This window comes from Pseudomonas fitomaticsae, assembly GCF_021018765.1.
GTDB classification, from domain to species: Bacteria; Pseudomonadota; Gammaproteobacteria; order Pseudomonadales; family Pseudomonadaceae; genus Aquipseudomonas; species Aquipseudomonas fitomaticsae.
Window position 1 is genome coordinate 5,169,686 of record NZ_CP075567.1, and the last position, 22,317, is coordinate 5,192,002.

Sequence of the window (22,317 nt, forward strand, 5' to 3'; positions counted from 1 at the left end):
GCCTCAAATAAACGGATGCTGCGGGCTGTCGATCGGCTTGATGCCGTGCCGGCGCCACAGTTGCCCATAACCTTGCACCAGAAAACCGCCGCTGCGTGCCACCCATTGCTCCCGGCGCATGCGGTAGGCCTCGGGCAAGTCGTACCACGAAAGCTTCGGCAAATCGTGGTGCACCAGATGGAAATTCAGGTTCAGGAACAGCCAGCGCCACGGCCATCCGGCCTCGTTGAGCACTGTGCGCTGTTCCGGTTGCGTGTGTGGCCGGTGTTCATAGTAGGAGCGAACCATCGCAATCGACAGCGCCGGCACGCTGATCAAAAACAGGTAATGCCAGATAGGTAACACGCTGTAGCGGGCGATGAAACACAGCATCAGCACGGTCAGGGCGCCGTGAGTCAGCCACATCAGCCACGCCTGGCGTTCACGGTTTTTCAGGCGTTGCAGTTCTTCGCCGGCCAGCGCCAGCAACGCCAGCGGCGCGCCAAGAATGAATCGGCCCAATACGGTTTTGTTCAGCCAGTGCAGGCTGCGTTCGAACAGCGAACTGCCCTGCCAGCGCTCTGCACTCAGGTAACGGCTCTCGGGATCCACGCCGGGAATCGTCAGGTCTTCATCGCGATGGTGCTGCAAATGGCTGTCGCGATAGAGCGTGTAGGGATACCACACCGCAAACGGCGCGTAGCCGAGGACTTTGTTCACCGAAGTCCAGCGCGTCGGATGACCGTGGAGTAACTCGTGCTGCACCGACAGCCACAGCACCAGCAACGGAATCAGCAGCAGCGTGGTCCACCAGAGGCCCAGCCATCCGCTGCCCAGCACAATCGCGAACCAGCCGCCGTACACGCCGATCAGCAGCAGCCAGGTCGGCCACTCGGTGCGGGCGGTGAAGCGTTGGCGCAGGGCTTCGATCTGTTGGCGATGGGCATCGTCGAAATAATGGGGCATGGCGTGGCTCGGAACGAGGGTCTGATCGTTCTGTGCAACACCGGCGGGAAATCTTGCAGATTATTTTTGCGGACTGTTTTCAAGGACGCTGTTTTCAAGGACAAAGCAGGAGCCCGGATCCGGGCTCCCGAACGGCGTGATCAGTGGCCAAAAATGTCGACTTTTTTCGCCCTTTTCTCGTGGCGTTTTTCGATGGCGGTCTTGGCCGGTTTCTTCTTCGCGGCTTTCTTCGAATCCATACCTTTGGACATGATGCGTACTCCACTCAGAGGGGATGTGAGATCAGGTATACACCTATCCCGGCGAGCACGTTGTTTTATAATCCGCGGCTTTTGCACCGGCAGTCCGATTCATGACCGACATCCGTTACAGCCAGCTCGACGACCTGTCCTGGCCCCTGATGAACAAGTTCTACCGCCAGCATCAATCGTCGATGAAAGCAGTGCGTGAGGCGCAATTGTGGGTGGCGCGGCGCGAAGAAATCGTGGCGGCGTTGTGTCTGCGGCCGGTGTTCGGCGGGCATTGGCTGACCGGGCTGTTCGTCGACCCGGCCTGCCGCGAACAAGGCATTGCCGCGCAGTTGATTGCCGAAGCGGTGAAGGGCGTCGAGGCGCCGGTATGGCTGTTCTGCCACCCGGACTTGCGCGGTTTCTACGAGCGACGCGGCTTCACCTTCGACCCCGCCCTGCCCCAGGCCATGGCCGAGCGTTTGAGCCGTTATGCGCGGAGCAAACCGATGATTGCCATGGAGCTGGCACCGCGCGCGGGCTAGTCAGTCGTCAGCGTTGGGATCGAGGTCCGGAAACATCACTTCGGTGAAACCGAACTTGCTGAAATCGGTAATGCGCGACGGATACAGGCGCCCGATCAGGTGATCGCATTCATGCTGCACCACCCGCGCGTGGAACCCCGAAGCCACACGCACAATCGGCTCGCCCTTGGGGTCGACGCCTTCGTAACGGATCTGCTGATAACGATCCACCGCGCCCCGCAGGCCGGGCACCGACAGGCAGCCTTCGAAGCCCTCTTCCATCAGCGGGCTGAGCGGCGTGATCAGCGGGTTGATCAGGATCGTCTGCGGCACCGCTTCGGCGTCCGGGTAGCGTTCGCTGTGCTCGAAACCGAAGATCACCAGTTGCAGATCGACGCCGATCTGCGGCGCGGCCAGGCCGACACCGCCGACGCTTTCCATGGTCTGGAACATGTCGTCGATCAGTTGCCACAGTTCCGGACTGTCGAGCATTTCGGCGGGCACTGGCGGGGCGATGCGCAGCAGGCGTTCATCGCCCATCTTCAGGATTTCACGGATCATGATCAGGCTTCGTCAGTGTTCGGCTTGAGCGAGTGATCGCGCCCGAGGCCGGAAACGTGTTGTTTGGGATGTTCATCGAGTTCGCCGGGGACTTTCTCGCCCGGATCCTTGCCCTCGCTGGACATGTGTTCGATCACCGCATTCATCTCCGCACCGAGCAACAACACGGCGGCGGAAATGTAGAAATACAGCAACAGCACGATGATCGCACCGATGCTGCCATACATGGCGTTGTAGTTGGCGAATGTCTTGACGTAGAACGCGAACCCCAGGGACGCGATGATCCACACCACCACCGCCAGCACCGAGCCCGGCGTGATGAAGCGGAATTCCTGTTTGACGTCGGGCATCACGTAGTAGATCAGCGCCACGGCCACCATCATCAGGATCACGATCACCGGCCAGCGGGCGATCGTCCACAAGGTGACGATGACCTCTTCCAGCCCGACCTGCGCGGCGATCCAGCCCATCACTTGCGGGCCGAGCACCATCAGCGCAGCGGCCACCAACAACATGCCGGCGATGCCGACGGTGTAGATGATCGACAGCGGGAAGCGCTTCCACAGCGGCCGGCCCTCGACCACGTCGTAGGCGGCGTTCATCGCGCTCATCATCAGGCGCACGCCGGCGGACGCGGTGTACAGGGCGATGACGATACCCACGGAAAGCAGGCCGCCCTTGGACTGTTGCAACTGATCGATCACCGGGTTGACCTGCTCCAGCGCCTGGGGCGGCAGGACCAGTTCCGATTGCAGGCGCAACCAGGAGAAGAAGTCCGGCAGGTGCAGGAAACCGATCAGGGCAATCAGGAACAGAATGAACGGGAACAGCGAGAACAGCATCTGGTAGGCCAGTGCCGAGGCATAGGTCGACATCTCGTCGTCGACGAATTCGGTGACCGTGCGCACCATCACCCGGTGCAGGGGCAGACCTTTCATGTCGGGGAAAATCATTCGCGTCTCCTTTCGCCGCAAAACAGGTTGAAGTCGTGGCGACTCAGGGGCCGTTTTTCTCTCATCAAAGTAGCTTACTTGGCGACTTTGAAACACTGTGATCCGTGACCGCATGTGAACGGGACACAAAAACGGCCATCCTTGGATGGCCGCTTCGTTGTTTCGTTCAAGGCTCGATCAAGCCTTGTCGACGCCTTTCTTGATCGCGTCCTTGGCTTTGCCCACTGCTTGCTGGGCCTCGCCTTTTTTCTCTTGCAGTTTGCCTTCGGCTTGCAGCTTCTGGTTGTCGGTGGCTTTGCCGACACCTTGCTTGACGTTGCCGACCGCTTCGTTGGCCATGCCTTTCACTTTATCGCTCGTGCTACCCATGGTGATTCTCCTTGGAACATTAACGGGGAAAGTCAGTACGTAACGATTGACTGGGCCGGTTTGCGCCAAGTTTCATTTATTTTCAGGGCTTCATTTCGTCGCGGCGTGCAGGTTGGGCTTTATGTTTGCGAGCGTAGCCCCGAGAATGCCCACCATAAGGGCGCCATGCGCCACAGAACCGATCCCGCAGGAATGTTATGAAACTCGATAAAAAGCAGGCCATCGCCCGTCGCAACCAGGAACTGGGCGGTGCCGTGCTCGGCACCAACAACTGCCACTTCGCCGAACTGAACCGCAACCGCAACATCTGGTGGTTCGACTTGCCGGTCTCGCGCCTGGCGATCGGTCAGTACGAGTGGATTCACCTGTTGATGCACACCCCGGCCACCGACGAACTGCTGCACCTGAAAGTGCCGACCGTGTTCCTGCGCGAAAAGCTCGAAGGCCTGGTGATCCGCAACGAGGGCAAGCGCAAGGCCGCCCTGAGCCTGGAACTGAGCGCCGACAAGGACTCGTACCTGCAGGACATGCGCCCGGCGGGCACCAATGTGAACTTCGCGCCGTTCCGCCAGTAGCAGAAAAAGCTTCGCGAGCAAGCCCGCTCCCACATTCAACCGCGTTCCTCCAATTGGAATACAGGCGAATGTGGGAGCGGGCTTGCTCGCGAAAGCGACCTCACAGTCACTACAAATCTACAACCTGCGCCAACAAAAAGCCCCGCATCTACGGGGCTTTTCTGTTTTACGCGGCGCTCTTCGCCTTGATTTTCTTCAGTTCTTCGTCGCGCAGTTCGCGACGCAGAATCTTGCCGACATTGGTGGTCGGCAGCGCATCGCGAAATTCCACCGAACGCGGCACCTTGTAGCCGGTGACGTTGGCGCGCATGTGCTCCATCACCTGTTCCTTGGTCAGGGTGACGCCCGGTTTGGCGACGATGAAGATCTTGATCGCCTCGCCGGATTTCTCGTCCGGAATACCGATGGCCGCACACTGCAACACGCCCGGCAGGGCCGCCAGCACGTCTTCCAGTTCGTTCGGGTACACGTTGAAACCGGAGACGAGGATCATGTCTTTCTTGCGATCGACAATGCGCATGTAGCCGTCCGGCTGGATCAGCGCGATGTCACCGGTCTTCAGCCAGCCTTCGCTGTCGAGCATTTCATCAGTGGCTTCCTGACGCTGCCAGTAGCCCTTCATCACTTGCGGGCCCTTGACGCACAGCTCGCCGATTTCACCCAGCGGCTGCTCGACACCGGCATCGTCGATGACTTTGCACAGGGTCGACGGCACCGGAATGCCGATGGTGCCGATCTGGATGTTCTGGATCGGGTTGACCGTGGCCACCGGGCTGGTTTCGGTCATGCCGTAACCTTCGCAGATCGGGCAACCGGTGACCGCTTTCCAGCGCTCGGCGGCGGCCAGTTGCAGGGCCATGCCACCGGACAGGGTGACTTTCAGCGCCGAGAAATCCAGTTTGCGGAAGCCTTCGTTGTTGCACAGGGCCACGAACAGCGTGTTGAGGCCGACGAAGCCGCTGAACTTCCACTTCGACAGTTCCTTGACCATCGCCGGCAGGTCGCGCGGGTTGCTGATCAGGATGTTGTGGTTGCCGATCAGCATCATCGCCATGCAATGAAAGGTGAACGCATAGATGTGGTACAGCGGCAGCGGCGTGATCAGGATCTCGCAACCTTCATTGAGGTTGGAGCCCATCAGCGCCTTGCACTGCAGCATGTTGGCGACGAGGTTGCGATGGGTGAGCATCGCGCCCTTGGCCACGCCGGTAGTGCCGCCGGTGTATTGCAGCACCGCGACGTCGCCGCTGTCCGGATTGGCTTCGGCGACCGGCTGGCCCTGGCCCTTGCTCAGCACGTCGTTGAACTTGACGGCTTTTGGCAGGTGATAGGCCGGAACCATTTTCTTCACGTACTTGATGACGCTGTTGATCAGCAGACGCTTGATCGGCGGCAGCAGGTCGGCGACTTCGGTGACGATGACGTGTTTGACGCCGGTTTTCGGCACCACGGCTTCGGCCAGATGCGCCATGTTCGCCAGGCACACCAGCGCCTTGGCACCGGAGTCGTTGAATTGGTGTTCCATTTCCCGCGCGGTGTACAGCGGGTTGGTGTTGACCACGATCAGCCCGGCACGGATGGCACCGAAGACGGCAACCGGGTACTGCAACACGTTGGGCAGTTGCACGGCGATTCGATCACCGGGCTGCAAATCGGTATGCTGTTGCAGATAAGCGGCAAACGCACCGGACAATTCGTACAGTTCACCGTAGGTGATGGTCTTGCCCAGGTTGCTGAACGCCGGTTTGTCGGCGAAGCGTTGGCAGGATTGCTTCAACACTGCCTGAATATTCGGGTACTCGTCTGGATTGATGTCGGCAGCAATTCCAGCGGGGTACTTATCCTTCCAAAAGTCTTCGATCATGGAAGCCCACTCCTCAGCAACGCGAATTCAGCACCGCATTTGATGCGATTATTATTGGTGTTTGTTTATTGGTGAGTCTGGCTTTTTACAAGGCCGAGAAGTCACAAAGCGCGCCGAGAGTAGCAGCTTTGCCAAGGGTCGACTAGAGCCAAAAGCGGCCCCTACAGTCATTTTCATGACTCAAGAACCACTGGCAGTCATTTTAGAGCAAAAATCCTATAACGCCTTGAACGTCCCGGTTTTCGGGGACTACGTCGGGGATATTAAGCAAAAGATCGCAACCTCCAGCAGCTTGAGTAAGCCGCCAGGGGCTGCGATCTTTCGTACTCAACGGGTCCACATCACCGATCAGGCGATATCGCGCAACTCCCGCCGCAGAATTTTCCCGACAGGCGTCATCGGCAACGACTCACGCAGCACGATGTGTTTCGGCACCTTGTACGCCGTGAAATTCTCTTTGCAGTAAGCCTTCAGCTCTTCCAGGCTCACGCCGGTTTCCCGCGCCACCACAAACAGCTTCACCGCCTCGCCGGAACGTTCGTCCGGTACGCCGATCACTGCGCAGTTGGCGACTTTCGGGTGGGCCATCACCACGTCTTCGATTTCGTTCGGGTACACGTTGAAACCGGAGACGATGATCATGTCTTTCTTGCGGTCGACGATGCGCACGAAACCGTCCGGGTCGATGACTGCAATGTCGCCGGACTTGAACCAGCCCTCGGCATCCAGCACCTCGGCGGTGGCCTCGGGTTTCTGCCAGTAGCCCTTCATGATCTGCGGGCCCTTGATGCACAGCTCGCCGCGCTCGCCCAGAGGCTGCTCGACGCCGTCGTCATTGATGACTTTCAACCGGGTGCCCGGAACCGGCAGGCCGACCGTGCCGATCCGCGACAGCTCGCCGTACGGGTTGGTGCAGGCCACCGGCGAGGTTTCGGTCAGGCCGTAGCCTTCGGTGATGCGGCAACCGGTGATCTGCTCCCAACGCTCGGCGGTGGCCTTGACCAGCGCGGTGCCGCCGGAGTTGGTGAGCTTGAGGGTGGAGAAATCCAGAGTCTTGAAGTCCGGATGATCCATCAGCGCGACAAACAGCGTGTTGAGCCCCAGCAGCGCCGAGAACTTCCAGTTCTTCAGCTCCTTGATGAAGCCACCGATGTCACGCGGGTTGGTGATCAGAACGTTGTGGTTGCCCGACACCATCATGCACATGCAATTCGCGGTGAAGGCATAGATGTGGTACAGCGGCAGCGGCGCGATCATTACCTCCTGCCCTTCGCGCAACAACGGTTGGCCGTCGCTGCCGAACTGACCGAGGCAGGCACGCACCTGCTGCATGTTCGCCACCAGATTGCCGTGGGTGAGCATTGCGCCCTTGGCCAGGCCGGTGGTGCCGCCGGTGTATTGCAGCACGGCGATGTCATCCAGGCCGACCTTCAGCGGCTTGATGCCCAGGCCCCGGCCCATGCGCAGCGCGCTCTTGAAGGAAATTGCCTGGGGCAGCGAATATGCCGGCACCATCTTCTTCACTTTGCTGACCACGGTGTTGACCAGCCAGCCCTTGGCGGCGGGCATCAGGTCGCCCATCTTCGCTTCGATCAGATACTGGATGTCGGTGTCCGGCAGCACTTCCTGGACCTTCTGGCCGAACATGTTCAGGTACACCAGCGCCCGGGCGCCGGAGTCTTTGAACTGGTGACGCATCTCCCGCGCGGTGTACAGCGGGTTGGTGTTGACCACGATCAGCCCGGCACGCAGCGCACCGAACACGGCAATCGGATAATGCAGGACGTTGGGCATCTGCACCGCGATGCGATCCCCCGGCACCAGGTCGGTGTGGGCTTGCAGATAACCGGCGAACGCGGCGCTCTGGCGCTCCAGCTCGGCATAGGTCAGGGTCACGCCCATGTTGCTGAACGCCGGGCGATCAGCGAATTTCTTGCAGGAACGCTCGAACACCTCGATCACCGACTTGAACTCACCCGCGTCGATGTCCAGGGGTACGCCCGCCGGGCGTTTGTCATTCCAGAAATCAGGTTGCATTGTTCTTGTCCTCTTTACCTGAGCCGATCCGGGACCGCTTCGCTGTCATTTCTTTCTGTCCCTGAAAAAGCCGAGAGCAAAAAGCGGGGCTTCACGGACACTAGCAGCTATGGTCAATCAGGCAAATATGGGCAAGCTCGTCATTGATCGTGTGAATCTTCCTGCCGTGGCGTGAGCTGATCGGACGCGCTATACAATGCAACCTCTGCAAGACGCTTCAGCAAAAACAGGCCGCAAAAGGAATCGCCATGATCCATGACACCTTCTGGCTGGACGCGAGTGACCGCAGCCGCCTCTTCGTCAACCAGTGGCTGCCGAACGCGCCGCTGAAGGCGGTGATTCTGCTGGCCCACGGCATGGCGGAACACAGCGCCCGCTACGCTCGGCTGGCCGAATCGTTCTGCGCCCAAGGCTACGGTGTGTACGCGCCCGACCAGCGAGGCCATGGCAAAACCGCCGATCATGGGACGCTTGGGCATTTCGCCGATGACGATGGCTGGTGCAAGGTGGTCGGGGATCTGGCCAGCCTCAACCAGCACATCGGCCAGCGTCATCCGGGGGTACCGATCGTGCTGCTCGGGCACAGCATGGGTAGCTACATTGCCCAGGCGTATCTGCTGCATCACAGCGCCAGCCTGCACGGCGCGATTCTCAGCGGCTCGAACTTCCAGCCGGTTGCGCTGTACCGTGCGGCCCGGCAGATCGCCCGGTTCGAAAAGTTGCGCCAGGGCGCCAAGGGTCGCAGCGCGCTGATCGAATGGCTCTCCTTCGGCTCGTTCAACAATAAATTCAAACCGGCGCGCACCGCGTTCGACTGGCTGAGTCGTGACCCGGCCGAGGTCGACAAGTACGCCACCGATCCGCTGTGCGGCTTTCGCTGCACCAATCAGTTGTGGATCGACCTGCTCGGCGGGTTGCAGCAAATCAGCAAAGCGTCCAATCTCGCCCAGATCGACCCGGGCCTGCCGTTGCTGGTGATTGGCGGCGAATGTGATCCGGTGAGCGAAGGCAAGCGTCTGACTGATCTGGCCAATGCCTTGCGCGCGGCCGGCAGCCAGAACCTGCAACTCAAGATCTACCCGCAGGCGCGGCACGAATTGTTCAACGAGAGCAACCGCAACGAAGTGACCGCCGATGTACTGGCCTGGATCGACCAGGCCCTGAGCCATCGCCGGCCACACCGCAGCGAATAATTTTTTGTGGATTCATTTCATCCGTCACAGGAATTCAGACCCATGACCCAGGTTACCAACATCCCTTACGAAGCCCTCGAAGTGGGCCAGACCGCGAGCTACAGCAAGACTGTCGAGGAACGTGACATTCAGCTGTTCGCCGCGATGTCCGGTGACCACAACCCGGTGCACCTGGACGCCGAGTTCGCCGCCGCCAGCATGTTCAAGGAACGTATTGCCCACGGCATGTTCAGCGGCGCGCTGATCAGTGCCGCAGTGGCTTGCGAGCTGCCAGGGCCGGGCACCATTTATATTGGCCAGCAGATGAGTTTCCAGAAGCCGGTGAAGATTGGCGACACCCTGACCGTACGCCTGGAAATCCTCGAGAAACTGCCGAAATTCCGCGTGCGCATCGCCACTCGCGTATTCAACCAGCGCGATGAGCTGGTGGTGGACGGCGAAGCCGAGATTCTGGCTCCTCGCAAGCAACAGACCGTTACCTTGCCGACGTTGCCGCCGATCAGCATTGGCTGATGCATTGCACAAAACAAAAGTGGGAGCGGGCAAGCCCGCTCCCACATTGTGTTTCAGTGAAGCTTACGAGCGTGCACGAGCCTGGTTACGCAGCGCCTTCACCTGATCATGATTGCGTTGCACACCGTGGTATTGACGCTCGACCAGATCCCGAATGCCGACCAGATTGTGTTTGTTGATCTTCTCGATCGCTTCACGATAAGCCTTCAGGGCGTGGTCTTCACCGCGCTCGGCTTCGTTGAGCACCGCTTCTTCATCCTTGCCGGTGAACATCGCTTTGACGTCGACCCAGCGACGGTGCAGATCACCGCTGACACTGGTCGAGGTTTCCGGATCGCCACCCATCGAACGTACGGCGGCTTGCAGCTCGGCGGCAGCCGTTGCGCAATCGGCGGAGCGTTTCACGAACAGGGTTTTCAGCTCTGGGTGCTTGATGTCTTCAGCGCAGGTCTTGAACCCTTCCTGACCGTCCTTGCTGGTTTCGATCAGGTCGTTGAGGACGGAGATGGCTTCTTTATTCATGTCAGTCATTTTTCAATTCCTTGCGTGGGTGAAAGATGCAAGGAGTGTTGCAGTGGTCGTGCCAGCTTCTATCAAAGAATTTAATCGTTAATTTTCAATAACTTATAAATACAACGAGAATCTGTATGCCTGTTATTTGCATGATCTGTCATTTGGCCTGCATGCAGAATGCCTGTATTTTCCAAAGTGTTTTTGAAGCCAGACGATTCCAACGATGAACGCTGAAAAACTCGAACTGCTGATCACCCGCGAAATGCCCTTCGGCAAGTACAAGGGCCGGATCATTGCCGACCTGCCGGGCCCCTACCTGAACTGGTTTGCCCGTGAAGGATTTCCCCATGGCGAACTGGGCGGACTGTTGGCATTGATGCAGGAAATCGATCACAACGGCCTGTCGGAACTGCTCGAACCGCTGCGCGCCAAACACGGAAAACCTTCCCCGCGCCACTGAGGCGCTACCCTGAACAGAGTCGACCATGCCCGATAACACCCGCCGCGCCCGAGACGAAGCCTTCTGGCAAACCTTCGCCGACCGTTACGACCGCCACCCCGGCCCCGTGAATCTGGAGAACGGCTATTTCGGACGCATGTCGCGCACCGTGGTCGAGGAGTACCAGCGCAATATCGAGCTGATCAACAACAGCAACTCAGTCTACGTGCGCCAGCGTTTCGAGCAGCACGACAGCTTCGACATCCGCGCGCAACTGGCCGAGCTGATCGGCGTGCGCGCGCAAAGCGTGGCGTTCACCCACAACGCCACCGCCGGCCTGCAATCGCTGATCCGCAACTACAATCGCCTTGAGCCTGGCGATCAGGTACTGATCTGCGACCTGGAATACGACACGGTCAAGGGCGCCATGCGCTGGCTTGCACGTCATCGCGGGGTCGAAGTGATCGAGGTCGAGCACGCTCACCCCGCCACCTTCGACAGCCTGCTGGCCACGTACCGCGAAGCGTTCATACGCTATCCGAAACTCAAGTTGATGGCCCTGACCCACGTTACCCACCGAACCGGGCTGGTGATGCCGGTGCAGGCCATTGCCTTGCTGGCCAAGGAGCATGGCGTCGATATCATCCTCGATGGTGCCCATGCTCTTGGCCAGATCGAATTCGACCTGGAAGCGCTGGGCATCGCGTTCGCCGGGTACAACCTGCACAAGTGGATCGGCTCGCCGCTGACCCTCGGCTTCCTCTACATTGCCCCGCAACGTCTGGCCGACATCGATCCGGACATGGGCGAGATGCATTTTCCGGTCAGCGATATCCGTTCACGCACGCCCCACAGCACGCCGAACATTCCGGCGTTGATGACCCTGCCTTTGGTGTTCGAAGAACATCGCTCACTCGGTGGCGCAGCGGCCAAGGGCGCACGGATGAATTACCTGCGCAACTTGTGGGTCAGCGCCGTACGCAACCTGCCGGGCATCGAAGTCACGACCCCGGACGATTCGCGTCTGTATTGCGGCATCACCTCCATGCGTTTTACCCGCCATCCCGACCAGCAGGCGATGGTCGAACGCCTGCTCAGTGACTACAACCTGTTCACCGTGGTGCGCAACGGCGCGGCCTGCGGGCCGTGCATCCGCATCACGCCGTCGTTGACCACGACGGCGGCGGAGATTCAGCAGCTGGTTCTGGCGCTGAATGAACTGCGTTAAACCGTATATTTGTCGAAATCCTCGGGCTTGATCTGCGACGACACCGCAAAGGTGTCGATGCCGATCGTGAGGTGGCCGAAGTAACCGTCCTCGTGTGAGTCGCGGCCGATCGGCCACACCGTCAGGGTCGACTCTTCGCCGCCCATGTTGGCGTAGTAGGCATCGTCGGCGTTGCACACCGGCAGCGAGCTGCGCCCGCGATAGGCCTTGGCGTTGAGCACTGCGCGGGAAACCACCTCCGGAAAATACAGCTGCCCGACCCAGGCCACATTGCGTTCCTCCAGATATTCGTTGCCGGCAACGATGCGCACCGCCACGTGAACATGCAGAGCACGACCGGCGTAGAAGCCGGGATAGATCGTGGTGAAGCGCACCCTGCCCTTGTGGTCGCTGAACTGGCCCCCGCGCAGGTAGGTGTCATCGTCGGTTCGCGGGATCGAGCCGATGTCCTCGACGTCGACTTCCAGATCCGGATTGACCCGACTCCAGCCGGAATACGCGCCACGTGCGTTGCAGTGCCAGATATCCACCAGCGCACCGCTGACCGGCTCGGCGGTCATGGCATCGACGATGGTCAGACGCAGCAGCAGCGGCAGGCCCTCGGCGCCTTCGCTGATGTTGCGGCGCAGCAGTTTGGGATTGCGAAAATACGGCCCGGCGACTTGCTCGGGGGCCAGTTGATAAACCGATGGAGCTGAAGGCTGGTTATCCATGACGCGTTCTCTCTTCCATAAGATGAACGCAGGTTAACGCCACACGCAAAGCCGGGTGCGGTAACTATGTATCTCGAGATAACGAAGCTTTTTGCGGGCAAAAAAAAACGGTGCACCGACCAAGCGCACCGTTAAAGCCGTAGAACACACAACGAAGTGTCGGTTGAAGATCAGTCCAGCAGCGCCAGAGCCTCGGCGGTGCATTCCTGAATGCGGGCCCAGTCGCCGTTCTTGATCCACTCAGGATCGAGCATCCAGCTACCGCCCACGCACATGACGTTTTTCAGCGCCATGTAGCTCTTGATGTTGGCAGGGCCGACGCCGCCGGTCGGGCAGAATTTCACTTCGCCGAACGGGCCGCCAAGGGCCTTGATTGCCGCCACACCGCCGCTGACTTCAGCCGGGAACAGCTTGAAGCGACGATAACCCAGGCCATAGCCTTCCATGATGCCGGAGGCATTGCTGATGCCCGGCAGCAGCGGGATCGGGCTTTCGACGCTGGCTTCCAGCAGGTCGCGGGTGATGCCCGGGGTAACGATGAATTGCGAACCGGCGGCTTCGGCCGCAGCCAGCATGTTGCGGTCGAGTACGGTGCCGGCACCGGTCACCAGTTCCGGGCGCTGTTCGCGCAGGATCTGGATCGCCTTGAGGCCGAACTGCGAACGCAGGGTCACTTCCAGCGCGGTCAGACCACCGGCGGCCAGGGCGTCGGCCAGCGGCAGCACGTCCTGTTCACGGGCGATGGTGATCACCGGCAGGATCCGCGCCTTGGCGCAGAGGCTGTCGATCAGGGCAACTTTGTCCGCCATGGAAACGGTCGGGGATGGGGTTGTCATAGCGGCTGTTCCTTGGCTCATGGGCACCAGTAAATCTCTAACGTAGGTTGCAGAAACGCGCGAACCGGCATGGCGGCGACGTCGTTGGATGCCAGTGCGGCATTCAGGGTGGTCAGTTTCGACTGACCGGAAATCGACAGAATCTTGTGCCGGGCCGAGGCCAGCAGTGCGCGGCTCATGGTCAGGCGCTGACGCGGCACGCTTGGCGCGAGCATCGGCCAGCAGCGACGGGTGCCGTCGGCTTGCAGGGCTTCGGCCAGGTTCGGGCTGTCCGGGAACAGCGACGCGGTGTGACCGTCATCGCCCATGCCCAGTACCAGCACGTCGATGGGCGGCAACTCGGCGAGCAAACGATCGGCCTGCTCCGCAGCCTGCTCGACGTTGGCCGCCGCGCTGTAAAGGCTGAGGAACTGCGCCTTGGCCGCCGGGCCCTTGAGCAGATACTGCTTTAGCAGACCGGCGTTGCTGTCGGCATGTTCGACCGGCACCCAGCGCTCGTCGGCGAGGGTCACGACGACCTTCGACCAGTCCAGTTCCTGCTTGGCCAGGTGCTGGAAAAACGCCACCGGGCTACGGCCGCCGGACACCACCAGCACGGCGTTGCCGCGTGCCGCCAGCGCTTCGCTCAATTGCTTGGCGACATTCAGCGCCAGGCCTTCGGCGAGCAGCACCGGGCTTTTGAATTCGCGGGCATTCACGCCCTCGGGCAGTTTCACATCAGATATCGCCATACCACGACCTCCCGTCCCGCGTGATCAATGCAATGGAGCTCATCGGCCCCCACGACCCGGCCGCATACGGCTTGGGCGCATCACCGGATTTTTTCCACCCGGCGATCAGCTGGTCACACCATTTCCACGCGGCTTCAATTTCATCTTTACGGACAAACAGGTTCTGATTGCCGTTCATCACTTCCAGCAACAACCGCTCATAGGCATCGGGGATCCGAGCGCTGCGCCAGGTGTCGGAAAAATTCAGTTGCAGCGGGCCGCTGCGCAGTTGCATGCCCTTGTCCAGACCTTGCTCCTTGGTCATCACGCGCAAGGAAATGCCTTCGTCCGGTTGCAGGCGGATGATCAGTTTGTTGCTGATCTGCAGGCGCTGCTCGGGGGCGAAGATGTAGTGCGACGGTTCCTTGAAGTGGATGACGATCTGCGACAGTTTCTGCGGCATGCGCTTGCCGGTACGCAGGTAGAACGGCACGCCGGCCCAGCGCCAGTTGCGGATGTCGGCACGCAGGGCGACGAAGGTTTCGGTGTCGCTCTGGGCGTTGGAATTCGGCTCTTCGAGGTAGCCCGGTACGGACTTGCCTTCGCTGTGCCCGGCGATGTACTGGCCGCGCACCACTTGCGTGGTCAGACCTTCCGGACTGATGGGCGCCAGGGCCTTGAGCACTTTCACTTTTTCATCACGGATGCTGTCGGCGGACAGGTCGGCCGGCGGGTCCATGGCGATCAGGCAGAGCAGTTGCAGCAGGTGGTTCTGGATCATGTCCCGCAGCTGACCGGCCTTGTCGAAGTAACCCCAGCGGCCTTCGATACCGACCTTCTCGGCCACGGTGATTTCCACGTGGGAGATGTAGTTCTGGTTCCACTGGGTTTCGAACAGGCTGTTGGCGAAACGCAAGGCGATCAGGTTCTGGACGGTCTCTTTGCCCAGGTAGTGGTCGATGCGGTAGGTGCGGTTCTCCGGGAAGAACTGCGCCACGGCGTCGTTGACCTTGCGCGAGGATTCGAGATCCGAGCCGATCGGCTTTTCCAGCACCACGCGGGTGTTTTCCGCCAGACCGACTTTCGCCAGGTTCTCGCAGATCGCGCCGTACACCGCCGCCGGGGTGGCGAAGTAGGCAATCATGCGTTGCGTGCTGCCGGCCAGTTCGGCCAGCGCCACATAATCTTCAGCCTTGAGGAAGTCGACGTGCAGGTAGGTCAGGCGCGCCAGAAAGCGCTCCGCCACAGCTTCGTCCAGCTCTTTGCCCACGTAACGGCGCAGCTCGGCGGCGATGAACGCCAGGTGCTGCTGCTCGGTGCCCGCCTCACGGGCCAGTGCGATAATGCGCGTGTCCTCGTGCAGCAGGCCGGCGCCATCAAGGTGATAAAGGGCAGGAAACAGCTTGCGCAGGGCCAGATCGCCCAAGGCGCCGAACAAGGCGAAGGTGCACGGTTCAACCGTAATCGAAGGCATGATGTTTGTTCTTTTATCAAGTTAAGCTACAAATACCTTTTTTCAAGGCATCACTCAAGGGAAAATGTAGTAATAACCACAACATTTTCGCAAAATACAGATTCCGAGTGGTGGTCGGTCGGAGCCATCAGTAGGATAGGCCACCGTCACGGGCCACATCAAAGGCCCAATTTGCATAGCCGCGCGCTTATCGGCGCCGGTGAATCTAGGAATTCTTATGGACCGCGTGCGAAATTTACTGGAACAGATCCAGAGTCGCCTTGAAGAGCTGAACAAGGCCGAACGCAAAGTCGCCGAAGTGATCCTGCTCAACCCACAGCAGGCCACCCGCTTCAGCATCGCCGCCCTCGCCCAGGCGGCGTCGGTCAGTGAACCGACGGTCAACCGTTTCTGCCGTTCGTTCGGCGTCAGCGGCTACCCCGAACTCAAGTTGCAACTGGCCCAGAGCCTGGCCAGCGGCGCGGCCTATGTCAGCCGCGCAGTAGAAGCCGACGACAATCCCGTGGCCTACACGCAGAAGATTTTCGGCAGTGCGATCGCATCCCTGGACAGCGCCTGCCAGGCACTGGACCCGAACCTGATCAGCCGCGCCGTCGACCTGTTGATCCAGGCCCGGCAGATCCACTTCTTCGGCCTCGGTGCATCCGCTCCGGTAGCTTTGGATGCGCAGCACAAGTTCTTCCGTTTCAACCTGGCGGTCACCGCCCACGCCGATGTGCTGATGCAACGGATGATCGCGTCGGTGGCGCACACCGGCGAGCTGTTCGTGATCATTTCCTACACCGGCCGCACTCGCGAGCTGGTGGAAGTGGCGCGCATCGCTCGGGAGAACGGCGCTTCGGTTCTGGGCCTGACCGCCGAGAATTCGCCACTGGCCAAGGCCAGTACCCTGAGCCTGAACATTCCGCTGCCGGAAGACACCGACATCTACATGCCGATGACTTCGCGGATCATTCAGTTGACCGTGCTGGATGTGCTGGCGACGGGGATGACGCTGCGTCGCGGGGTGGATTTCCAGCCGCATTTGCGCAAGATCAAAGAGAGTTTGAATGCCAGTCGGTATCCGGTGGGTGACGAGTTCAACTGATCCGAATTTTGGGCTGTATTGTCCGGCCTCTTCGCGAGCAAGCCCGCTCCCACAGTTGACTGTATTTCTCCAGATGGAATGCAGTCACCTGTGGGAGCGGGCTTGCTCGCGAAGGCGTCAGCCAACTCACCGCAAATCTAGGCCGCAGCCCACGCCTGCAAACTCAAATGCGCCTTCTCCCCCGGCGCCAGATGCAGACTGTCGGTCCCCCCCGCCGCCGCTTCAACACAGACAAATTCCGAGATCTCATCCCAGCTCACACCCAGCAACGGCCGCGCCCCCGGATGCCACACAACCGTGTCCGCGCTGTCACCGGTATCGATGCACAACTCGCGCTGCCAGGCGTGATCCTTGAGCTGCAATTCACCGTCGTGCTGGAACACTCGCTGACAGCCGCCATCGACCCGCAACTCGCCTTCCTGCTGGCAAACCTCACGGTTCAACTGATCGTAACCCTGCGCCCCTTCGAGCCCAGACAGCGCTATCTCACTCACATCGCCAATACGCCAGTAAGCGTGCAAAGCCTGGCTCAACTGGCACGGCATGTCGTCCTGATGCTCGGTGCTCAGGCGCAATTCCATGCGTTCGCCCAAATGCGCGTGCAGGTCCACCTGCCAGTCGCACAGCTGCAATTGCCAATGCAGGCGCACGCCGTCATCGCCGGTGCTGCTGTCGAGCAGTTTCCAGTCCAGCAGTCGTGCCCAGCCATGGGACGGCCACGCGTTTTCGCTCGGGTGACGGCCATACCACGGCCAGCACACCGGCACGCCGCCGCGAATCGCGCCGACATGCGGCCACTTCGCTGCGCACCACAGCCACGGTTTTTGCCCACGCGGCTGAAAGTGCAGCAACTGCGCACCCTGACGACTGAACACCGCCTGACACAGCGGATGATCGATCACCAGCACATCGCGCATCTGATAGCGCTCCCAGGCGAACACCGGTCGTTCACGCAGGGATTTGAAGAAGCGTTGCAGCGGATGCTCATGCATGGGCCACGATTCCAGATTCAACTTTCATGGGCTGCGACACCCCTTTCCAAAAAAAAGCGGACAGCCTGGGCTGTCCGCAAATATGCGCACATAGAGAGGAGCTTATCGCAGACGCGTCAGAACGTAGACTGAATTTTCAGGCCAGCGACCAAAGCGTTATCCACTTCATCCACACCGCCCGGATGAGTGATGTATTGCAGGTTCGGGCGTACGGTCAGCCAGTTGGTCACGTGGAAGCCGTAATTGATCTCGTAGTTGTATTCGGTTTCACGAATCGGCGAGAACACCGGATTGTCGTAGTCCGAAACACCGTTGGAGACGTTCAGCAGTTCGGCGTTTTTCTTCACGTCATCGTTGACGTGAATGCGTGCCGCACCGATACCGAAGTCATCCTTCGGACGCGCATCGAACAGGCCTTTGTACACAAACATCACGGACTGGTAGTTGTCGATGAAGTTGGTGTCCTTGTCGTGGAACGTGGCGTTGGCAGCGATGCTCAGACCACGGCTCTTGTCACCGTTGTGACTGGTGAGTTGCTGTTGCGCAACGAACCAGTAACCGTGCTTGCTGCTGTGGGTGCGGTAGGCATCACCGGTGGTCGCCGCGTCGAAACCGTTGACGTCTTCGCGAACGTCGTCGGCATCGGCCGTGCTCTTGTAGTAACCGACACGGTACTCGCCCGGCAGGCTGTTCGGGTTAGGCGACCAGACCAGTTCCACTGGCAATACGGTGCCTTTGGTGCCACTGCCGCTCAGCTTGAAGCCGTTGCCGTGTTCCAGCTGCGACGGGTTCTGGTTGTACGCACCGATCTGCGCGTAGAGCTCGTCATTGATGTTGTACTTGACGCGAATGGCCGCCTGGCTGACCGGCCAGTTGTACCAGATGTTGGTCGCCCAGTTACCCACTTGCGAACCGCAGAACGCCAGGTTCTGGAACTCGCACGGGAAGGTGTTGAAGTCTTCGCCTTCGCCGAAGTAACCGGCCTTGATGTCGAGCTTGTTGTCGAAGAACTGGTGTTTGATCCACAGCTGGGTCAGACGCACCATGTGGCCACGACCGTAGACTTCCTGCGAGGAACTTAGAGTGCCGGCACGCGGATCGCCAACGCGGTCGTTGGAAATGTTGTAGCCGTTACGGTTGGTGAACTGGATCTTGGCCTGGGTGTTGTCCCAGCCCCACAGTTTTTGCAGATCCAGCGCCACGCCCAGACCGAACTGGTCGGCGTATCGCGCAGTCTTGTCGTCGTTGAAACCGCCGTGCAGGTTGCCGCCCACTTCACCGACGTAGTCCATCTTGATGTCGATACCCTGCTCGATCAGCTTGGTACGTTCGCCACCCCAGTCCCCGGTCATCCACTCCGAATCGGAGCTGAACGCGTCAGCCGCGTGGACGCTACCGGCCAGCATCATTGCCGCAATCGCCGACAACTGACCGATACGCTGAGCGTTGTTGTTCTTCTTCATCCCTACATCCTCGTTTTATTGTTATTAACTGTTCTTCTTATCTAACGCGGTTTACATCTGATGCGGCGCGCGACAGGCCACGCACCGCGTGCTCCCTGCGGAAACGGGCGAGCCCGCTCCCGCATTTGTTGATCAGCGACCCTTGAACTGGGCCACGTTGGCGCTGTGCGATTCGGTTTTCGGCAGGCCTGCGACCCCCAGGCGCTCACCGGACTTCGCGTCGAACAGCAGCACTTTCGACGGATCGAATTGCAGGGTCAGGGTTTCGCCCACCTGCGGCGCCACGTCCGGCGCCAGACGGCAGCAGACCTTGGTGTCGTTGAGGTTGACGAATACCAGAGTGTCCGGACCGGTCGGCTCGGTGACCTGCACTTCCGCCTTGATGCTCGGCAGACCGTTGCCCTCGCCGTTGGCCAGCGCAATCTGCTCCGGACGCAGGCCGAGGATCACTTCGCGGTCTTCGAGTCCGGCGTCCTGCATCGCCATCGGCAACTCGCACCGGGCCTGGCCGCTGTCGAGCAGCGCCACCAGACGGCCGTCCTTGCGTTGCAGGCGCAGCGGGATGAAGTTCATCGGCGGCGAACCGATGAAGCTCGCCACGAACAGGTTGGCCGGGTCGTTGTAGATCTCTTTCGGCGTACCGAACTGCTGGATGATCCCGTCCTTCATCACCGCCACTTTGTCGCCCAGGGTCATCGCTTCGATCTGGTCGTGGGTCACGTAGACCGTGGTGGTTTTCAGGCGCTGGTGCATCAGTTTCATTTCGGTGCGCATCTCGACGCGCAGCTTGGCGTCGAGGTTGGACAGCGGTTCGTCGAACAGATAGATCTTCGGGCGACGCGCCAGGGCACGGCCCATCGCCACGCGCTGTTGCTGGCCGCCGGAGAGCTGACCCGGCTTGCGATTGAGCAGGTGCTCGATCTGCAGCAGCTTGGCCACGCGGGCGACTTCTTCGTCGATCGCCGACTGGCTCATCTTGCGGATCTTCAGACCGAACTCGATGTTCTCGCGCACGCTCATGGTCGGATACAGCGCGTAGGACTGGAACACCATGGCGATGTCGCGATCTTTCGGGCTCATGCCGCTGACGTCCTGGTCACCGATCATGATTGCGCCGCCGGTGATGGTTTCCAGGCCGGCGATGCAGTTCATCAGGGTCGACTTGCCGCAGCCCGAAGGCCCGACGAGGATCAGGAACTCACCGTCCTTGATCGACAGTTCGATGTTCTTCAGGGTGTCCGGCAGGCCGGCACCGTAGGTCTTGTTTACATTGCGAAGTTCGAGCGTAGCCATGATTACCCCTTGACTGCGCCGGCCGTCAGCCCGCGCACGAAATACTTGCCTGCGACCACATAGACCAGCAGGGTCGGCAGCCCGGCGATCATCGCCGCCGCCATATCCACGTTGTATTCCTTGGCCCCGGTGCTGGTGTTGACCAGGTTGTTCAGCGCCACCGTGATCGGTTGCGAATCACCGCTGGAGAACACCACGCCGAACAGGAAGTCGTTCCAGATCTGGGTGAACTGCCAGATCAGGCAGACCATGATGATCGGGGTGGACATCGGCAGGATGATCTGGCGGAAGATCGTGAAGAAACCCGCACCATCGAGACGCGCCGCCTTGATCAGCGCATCCGGAATGCTCACGTAGTAGTTACGGAAGAACAGCGTGGTGAACGCCAGGCCGTAGACCACATGGATGAACACAAGGCCCGTGGTGGTGCTCGCCAGGCCCATCTTGCCGAGGGTGAACGACGCCGGCAGCAACACGGTCTGGAACGGCAGGAAGCAGCCGAACAACAGCAGACCGAAGAACAGCTGCGAACCGCGGAAGCGCCAGAACGACAGCACATAACCGTTCAACGCACCGATGGCGGTGGAGATGATCACGGCCGGAACGGTGATCTTGATCGAGTTCCAGAAGTAGCCGTCAACGGTGGCCCAGGCTTTCACCCAGCCGATGCCGCTGACCACGGTCGGCCAGCTCAGCAGGTTGCCGGCGGAGATGTCTTCCGGGGTCTTGAAGCTGGTCAGCAGCATGACCACCAGCGGTACCAGATACAGCAGGACCGCAAGGATCAGCACCGCGTAGATCGCGATGCGACTCAGGCTGATGGCCGGTTTGGAGGCGAGACTAGTCATGACGCTTGGTCCTCAGCTCGGAGTACAGGTAAGGCACGATGATCGCGAGGATCGCACCGAGCATCAGGATTGCACTGGCCGAGCCCATGCCCATCTGTCCACGGCTGAAGGTGAACGAGTACATGAACATCGCCGGCAAATCGGAGGAATAACCCGGGCCGCCGGCCGTCATGGCCGCCACCAGGTCGAAGCTCTTGATCGCGATATGCGCCAGGATCATCACCGCACTGAAGAACACCGGACGCAGGCTTGGCAGCACAACCTTCCAGTAGATGCGCGGCATGCTTGCGCCGTCGATCTGGGCAGCACGAATGATCGATTGATCAACGCCACGCAGACCGGCGAGGAACATCGCCATGATGAAGCCCGAGGCTTGCCAGACTGCCGCGATCACCAGGCAATACACCACGCGATCCGGGTCGATCAGCCAGTCGAGACGGAAGCCTTCCCAGCCCCAGTCCCGCAGCAATTTGTCCAGGCCCATGCCCGGGTTGAGCAGCCATTTCCACGCGGTACCGGTCACGATCATCGAGAGCGCCATCGGGTACAGGTAAATGGTGCGGATGAAGCCTTCGCGACGGATTTTCTGGTCGAGGAAAATCGCCAGTGTCACGCCGATTACGAGGGTGATGCCGATGAACATGCCACCGAACACGGCCAGGTTCTTGCTCGCCACCCACCAGCGGTCGTTGTCGAACAACCGCGCGTATTGCGCCAGGCCTGCCCACTTGTAGTTCGGCAGGAAGGTCGACGTGGTGAACGACAGGACAAACGTCCAGAGGATATAGCCATAGAAGCCCACCAGAACGATGAACATGCTCGGCGCCAGCACCAGTTTCGGTAGCCAGCGCTGCAATGCGTCGAACGGCGAGGCCTTGCTGAACACAGCAACAGAACTCATGGGAAGATCCAGTAAAGAAGATGAAGGACCACTGCAAGCTGCCAGCCTCAAGCCGATGC

At 60.1% G+C, this 22,317-nt stretch carries 23 protein-coding genes; 7 read left to right on the forward strand and 16 right to left on the reverse strand.

Translation table 11 applies throughout. From position 1 onward, the window contains the following. Window positions 1–3 precede the first annotated feature (3 nt). Window positions 4–945, reverse strand: a complete 942-nt coding sequence (locus KJY40_RS23375; RefSeq protein WP_230733077.1) for a fatty acid desaturase — start codon at window positions 943–945, stop codon at window positions 4–6. Window positions 946–1,297: 352 nt separating this feature from the next. Between KJY40_RS23375 and KJY40_RS23380 the strand changes: the two genes are divergently transcribed. Then, entirely contained in the window at window positions 1,298–1,717 is a 420-nt protein-coding gene (locus KJY40_RS23380; protein ID WP_230733078.1) for a GNAT family N-acetyltransferase, read from the forward strand. On the opposite strand, the gene def is transcribed toward KJY40_RS23380, so the two are convergent. From def to KJY40_RS23395, 3 genes are all read right to left on the reverse strand, one after another. Beyond that, entirely contained in the window at window positions 1,718–2,257 is a 540-nt protein-coding gene (def, locus tag KJY40_RS23385; RefSeq protein ID WP_007951144.1) for a peptide deformylase, read from the reverse strand. It lies immediately after the preceding gene. A 2-nt stretch (window positions 2,258–2,259) separates the two neighbouring features. Next, entirely contained in the window at window positions 2,260–3,210 is a 951-nt protein-coding gene (locus KJY40_RS23390; protein WP_085606556.1) for a YihY/virulence factor BrkB family protein, read from the reverse strand. A gap of 177 nt (window positions 3,211–3,387) precedes the next feature. Then, window positions 3,388–3,579: a CsbD family protein gene (locus KJY40_RS23395; protein ID WP_230733079.1), complete on the reverse strand. Its 192-nt coding sequence runs from the start codon at window positions 3,577–3,579 to the stop codon at window positions 3,388–3,390. Window positions 3,580–3,776: 197 nt separating this feature from the next. On the opposite strand from KJY40_RS23395, the gene KJY40_RS23400 reads away from it, so the two are divergent. Continuing rightward, window positions 3,777–4,154, forward strand: a complete 378-nt coding sequence (locus KJY40_RS23400) for a hypothetical protein (RefSeq protein WP_007951149.1) — start codon at window positions 3,777–3,779, stop codon at window positions 4,152–4,154. A gap of 166 nt (window positions 4,155–4,320) precedes the next feature. On the opposite strand, the gene fadD1 is transcribed toward KJY40_RS23400, so the two are convergent. Then, window positions 4,321–6,018 carry a long-chain-fatty-acid--CoA ligase FadD1 gene (fadD1, locus tag KJY40_RS23405; protein ID WP_085606558.1) on the reverse strand — a complete coding sequence of 566 codons (1,698 nt, stop codon included), beginning with the start codon at window positions 6,016–6,018 and terminating at the stop codon, window positions 4,321–4,323. A 348-nt stretch (window positions 6,019–6,366) separates the two neighbouring features. Continuing rightward, a complete protein-coding gene (fadD2, locus tag KJY40_RS23410; protein WP_230733080.1) occupies window positions 6,367–8,055 on the reverse strand; it encodes a long-chain-fatty-acid--CoA ligase FadD2 in 1,689 nt (562 codons plus the stop codon). 248 nt (window positions 8,056–8,303) lie between these two features. Between fadD2 and KJY40_RS23415 the strand changes: the two genes are divergently transcribed. Continuing rightward, complete coding sequence (locus KJY40_RS23415) at window positions 8,304–9,248, forward strand: alpha/beta hydrolase (protein WP_230733081.1); 945 nt, start codon at window positions 8,304–8,306, stop codon at window positions 9,246–9,248. 42 nt (window positions 9,249–9,290) lie between these two features. Continuing rightward, the gene (locus KJY40_RS23420; RefSeq protein ID WP_093099066.1) at window positions 9,291–9,761 is read left to right on the forward strand and encodes a MaoC family dehydratase; all 471 of its coding nucleotides are present in this window, start codon (window positions 9,291–9,293) and stop codon (window positions 9,759–9,761) included. A 63-nt stretch (window positions 9,762–9,824) separates the two neighbouring features. Here the strand turns inward: KJY40_RS23420 and KJY40_RS23425 are convergent, their stop codons facing one another. Further along, the gene (locus KJY40_RS23425; RefSeq protein WP_007951153.1) at window positions 9,825–10,292 is read right to left on the reverse strand and encodes a PA2169 family four-helix-bundle protein; all 468 of its coding nucleotides are present in this window, start codon (window positions 10,290–10,292) and stop codon (window positions 9,825–9,827) included. A 205-nt stretch (window positions 10,293–10,497) separates the two neighbouring features. Between KJY40_RS23425 and KJY40_RS23430 the strand changes: the two genes are divergently transcribed. After that, window positions 10,498–10,734: a DUF3820 family protein gene (locus KJY40_RS23430; protein ID WP_230733083.1), complete on the forward strand. Its 237-nt coding sequence runs from the start codon at window positions 10,498–10,500 to the stop codon at window positions 10,732–10,734. Window positions 10,735–10,759: 25 nt separating this feature from the next. Then, window positions 10,760–11,941, forward strand: coding sequence for an aminotransferase class V-fold PLP-dependent enzyme (locus KJY40_RS23435; RefSeq protein WP_230733085.1), 1,182 nt, complete (start codon window positions 10,760–10,762; stop codon window positions 11,939–11,941). Here KJY40_RS23435 and KJY40_RS23440 read toward each other — a convergent pair. The 4 genes from KJY40_RS23440 to zwf form a co-directional block, all read right to left on the reverse strand. Continuing rightward, entirely contained in the window at window positions 11,938–12,654 is a 717-nt protein-coding gene (locus tag KJY40_RS23440) for an intradiol ring-cleavage dioxygenase (protein WP_230733087.1), read from the reverse strand. The two genes, KJY40_RS23435 and KJY40_RS23440, sit on opposite strands and share 4 nt — an antisense overlap. Before the next feature lie 170 nt (window positions 12,655–12,824). After that, window positions 12,825–13,490: a bifunctional 4-hydroxy-2-oxoglutarate aldolase/2-dehydro-3-deoxy-phosphogluconate aldolase gene (locus tag KJY40_RS23445; protein WP_011335602.1), complete on the reverse strand. Its 666-nt coding sequence runs from the start codon at window positions 13,488–13,490 to the stop codon at window positions 12,825–12,827. 17 nt (window positions 13,491–13,507) lie between these two features. Continuing rightward, on the reverse strand, window positions 13,508–14,221 hold the full coding sequence (gene pgl, locus KJY40_RS23450; RefSeq protein ID WP_085606568.1) for a 6-phosphogluconolactonase: 714 nt from the start codon (window positions 14,219–14,221) through the stop codon (window positions 13,508–13,510). Next, a complete protein-coding gene (zwf, locus tag KJY40_RS23455) occupies window positions 14,208–15,674 on the reverse strand; it encodes a glucose-6-phosphate dehydrogenase (RefSeq protein WP_007951158.1) in 1,467 nt (488 codons plus the stop codon). The genes pgl and zwf overlap by 14 nt, the downstream gene beginning before the upstream one ends. Before the next feature lie 226 nt (window positions 15,675–15,900). On the opposite strand from zwf, the gene KJY40_RS23460 reads away from it, so the two are divergent. After that, window positions 15,901–16,761 carry a MurR/RpiR family transcriptional regulator gene (locus tag KJY40_RS23460; protein WP_230737747.1) on the forward strand — a complete coding sequence of 287 codons (861 nt, stop codon included), beginning with the start codon at window positions 15,901–15,903 and terminating at the stop codon, window positions 16,759–16,761. 137 nt (window positions 16,762–16,898) lie between these two features. On the opposite strand, the gene KJY40_RS23465 is transcribed toward KJY40_RS23460, so the two are convergent. The 5 genes from KJY40_RS23465 to KJY40_RS23485 all read right to left on the reverse strand — a co-directional run bounded on the left by KJY40_RS23465 (window position 16,899) and on the right by KJY40_RS23485 (window position 22,258). Beyond that, the gene (locus tag KJY40_RS23465) at window positions 16,899–17,753 is read right to left on the reverse strand and encodes a D-hexose-6-phosphate mutarotase (protein ID WP_192562149.1); all 855 of its coding nucleotides are present in this window, start codon (window positions 17,751–17,753) and stop codon (window positions 16,899–16,901) included. Window positions 17,754–17,869: 116 nt separating this feature from the next. Continuing rightward, window positions 17,870–19,216: a carbohydrate porin gene (locus tag KJY40_RS23470; RefSeq protein ID WP_230733089.1), complete on the reverse strand. Its 1,347-nt coding sequence runs from the start codon at window positions 19,214–19,216 to the stop codon at window positions 17,870–17,872. A gap of 132 nt (window positions 19,217–19,348) precedes the next feature. Further along, window positions 19,349–20,509 (reverse strand): ABC transporter ATP-binding protein, encoded by a 1,161-nt coding sequence (locus tag KJY40_RS23475; protein ID WP_115078964.1) that lies wholly within the window; start codon window positions 20,507–20,509, stop codon window positions 19,349–19,351. Between the two features lie 2 nt (window positions 20,510–20,511). Continuing rightward, window positions 20,512–21,357, reverse strand: coding sequence for a carbohydrate ABC transporter permease (locus KJY40_RS23480; protein WP_230733091.1), 846 nt, complete (start codon window positions 21,355–21,357; stop codon window positions 20,512–20,514). Further along, the gene (locus KJY40_RS23485) at window positions 21,350–22,258 is read right to left on the reverse strand and encodes a carbohydrate ABC transporter permease (protein ID WP_085697145.1); all 909 of its coding nucleotides are present in this window, start codon (window positions 22,256–22,258) and stop codon (window positions 21,350–21,352) included. Before KJY40_RS23485 ends, KJY40_RS23480 begins: the two co-directional genes overlap by 8 nt. Between the last annotated feature and the right edge of the window lie 59 nt (window positions 22,259–22,317).

What these genes read in the sequence shown, in the direction of transcription:
- KJY40_RS23475 (WP_115078964.1), bottom strand. Translation starts at nt 20,509, where the DNA reads ATGGCTACGCTCGAACTTCGCAATGTAAACAAGACCTACGGTGCCGGC.
- KJY40_RS23380 (WP_230733078.1), top strand. Translation starts at nt 1,298, where the DNA reads ATGACCGACATCCGTTACAGCCAGCTCGACGACCTGTCCTGGCCCCTG.
- KJY40_RS23420 (WP_093099066.1), top strand. Translation starts at nt 9,291, where the DNA reads ATGACCCAGGTTACCAACATCCCTTACGAAGCCCTCGAAGTGGGCCAG.
- KJY40_RS23445 (WP_011335602.1), bottom strand. Translation starts at nt 13,490, where the DNA reads ATGACAACCCCATCCCCGACCGTTTCCATGGCGGACAAAGTTGCCCTG.
- KJY40_RS23430 (WP_230733083.1), top strand. Translation starts at nt 10,498, where the DNA reads ATGAACGCTGAAAAACTCGAACTGCTGATCACCCGCGAAATGCCCTTC.
- pgl (WP_085606568.1), bottom strand. Translation starts at nt 14,221, where the DNA reads ATGGCGATATCTGATGTGAAACTGCCCGAGGGCGTGAATGCCCGCGAA.
- fadD1 (WP_085606558.1), bottom strand. Translation starts at nt 6,018, where the DNA reads ATGATCGAAGACTTTTGGAAGGATAAGTACCCCGCTGGAATTGCTGCC.
- KJY40_RS23435 (WP_230733085.1), top strand. Translation starts at nt 10,760, where the DNA reads ATGCCCGATAACACCCGCCGCGCCCGAGACGAAGCCTTCTGGCAAACC.
- KJY40_RS23415 (WP_230733081.1), top strand. Translation starts at nt 8,304, where the DNA reads ATGATCCATGACACCTTCTGGCTGGACGCGAGTGACCGCAGCCGCCTC.
- zwf (WP_007951158.1), bottom strand. Translation starts at nt 15,674, where the DNA reads ATGCCTTCGATTACGGTTGAACCGTGCACCTTCGCCTTGTTCGGCGCC.
- KJY40_RS23390 (WP_085606556.1), bottom strand. Translation starts at nt 3,210, where the DNA reads ATGATTTTCCCCGACATGAAAGGTCTGCCCCTGCACCGGGTGATGGTG.
- KJY40_RS23440 (WP_230733087.1), bottom strand. Translation starts at nt 12,654, where the DNA reads ATGGATAACCAGCCTTCAGCTCCATCGGTTTATCAACTGGCCCCCGAG.
- def (WP_007951144.1), bottom strand. Translation starts at nt 2,257, where the DNA reads ATGATCCGTGAAATCCTGAAGATGGGCGATGAACGCCTGCTGCGCATC.
- KJY40_RS23425 (WP_007951153.1), bottom strand. Translation starts at nt 10,292, where the DNA reads ATGACTGACATGAATAAAGAAGCCATCTCCGTCCTCAACGACCTGATC.
- KJY40_RS23470 (WP_230733089.1), bottom strand. Translation starts at nt 19,216, where the DNA reads ATGAAGAAGAACAACAACGCTCAGCGTATCGGTCAGTTGTCGGCGATT.
- fadD2 (WP_230733080.1), bottom strand. Translation starts at nt 8,055, where the DNA reads ATGCAACCTGATTTCTGGAATGACAAACGCCCGGCGGGCGTACCCCTG.
- KJY40_RS23465 (WP_192562149.1), bottom strand. Translation starts at nt 17,753, where the DNA reads ATGCATGAGCATCCGCTGCAACGCTTCTTCAAATCCCTGCGTGAACGA.
- KJY40_RS23375 (WP_230733077.1), bottom strand. Translation starts at nt 945, where the DNA reads ATGCCCCATTATTTCGACGATGCCCATCGCCAACAGATCGAAGCCCTG.
- KJY40_RS23395 (WP_230733079.1), bottom strand. Translation starts at nt 3,579, where the DNA reads ATGGGTAGCACGAGCGATAAAGTGAAAGGCATGGCCAACGAAGCGGTC.
- KJY40_RS23400 (WP_007951149.1), top strand. Translation starts at nt 3,777, where the DNA reads ATGAAACTCGATAAAAAGCAGGCCATCGCCCGTCGCAACCAGGAACTG.
- KJY40_RS23480 (WP_230733091.1), bottom strand. Translation starts at nt 21,357, where the DNA reads ATGACTAGTCTCGCCTCCAAACCGGCCATCAGCCTGAGTCGCATCGCG.
- KJY40_RS23485 (WP_085697145.1), bottom strand. Translation starts at nt 22,258, where the DNA reads ATGAGTTCTGTTGCTGTGTTCAGCAAGGCCTCGCCGTTCGACGCATTG.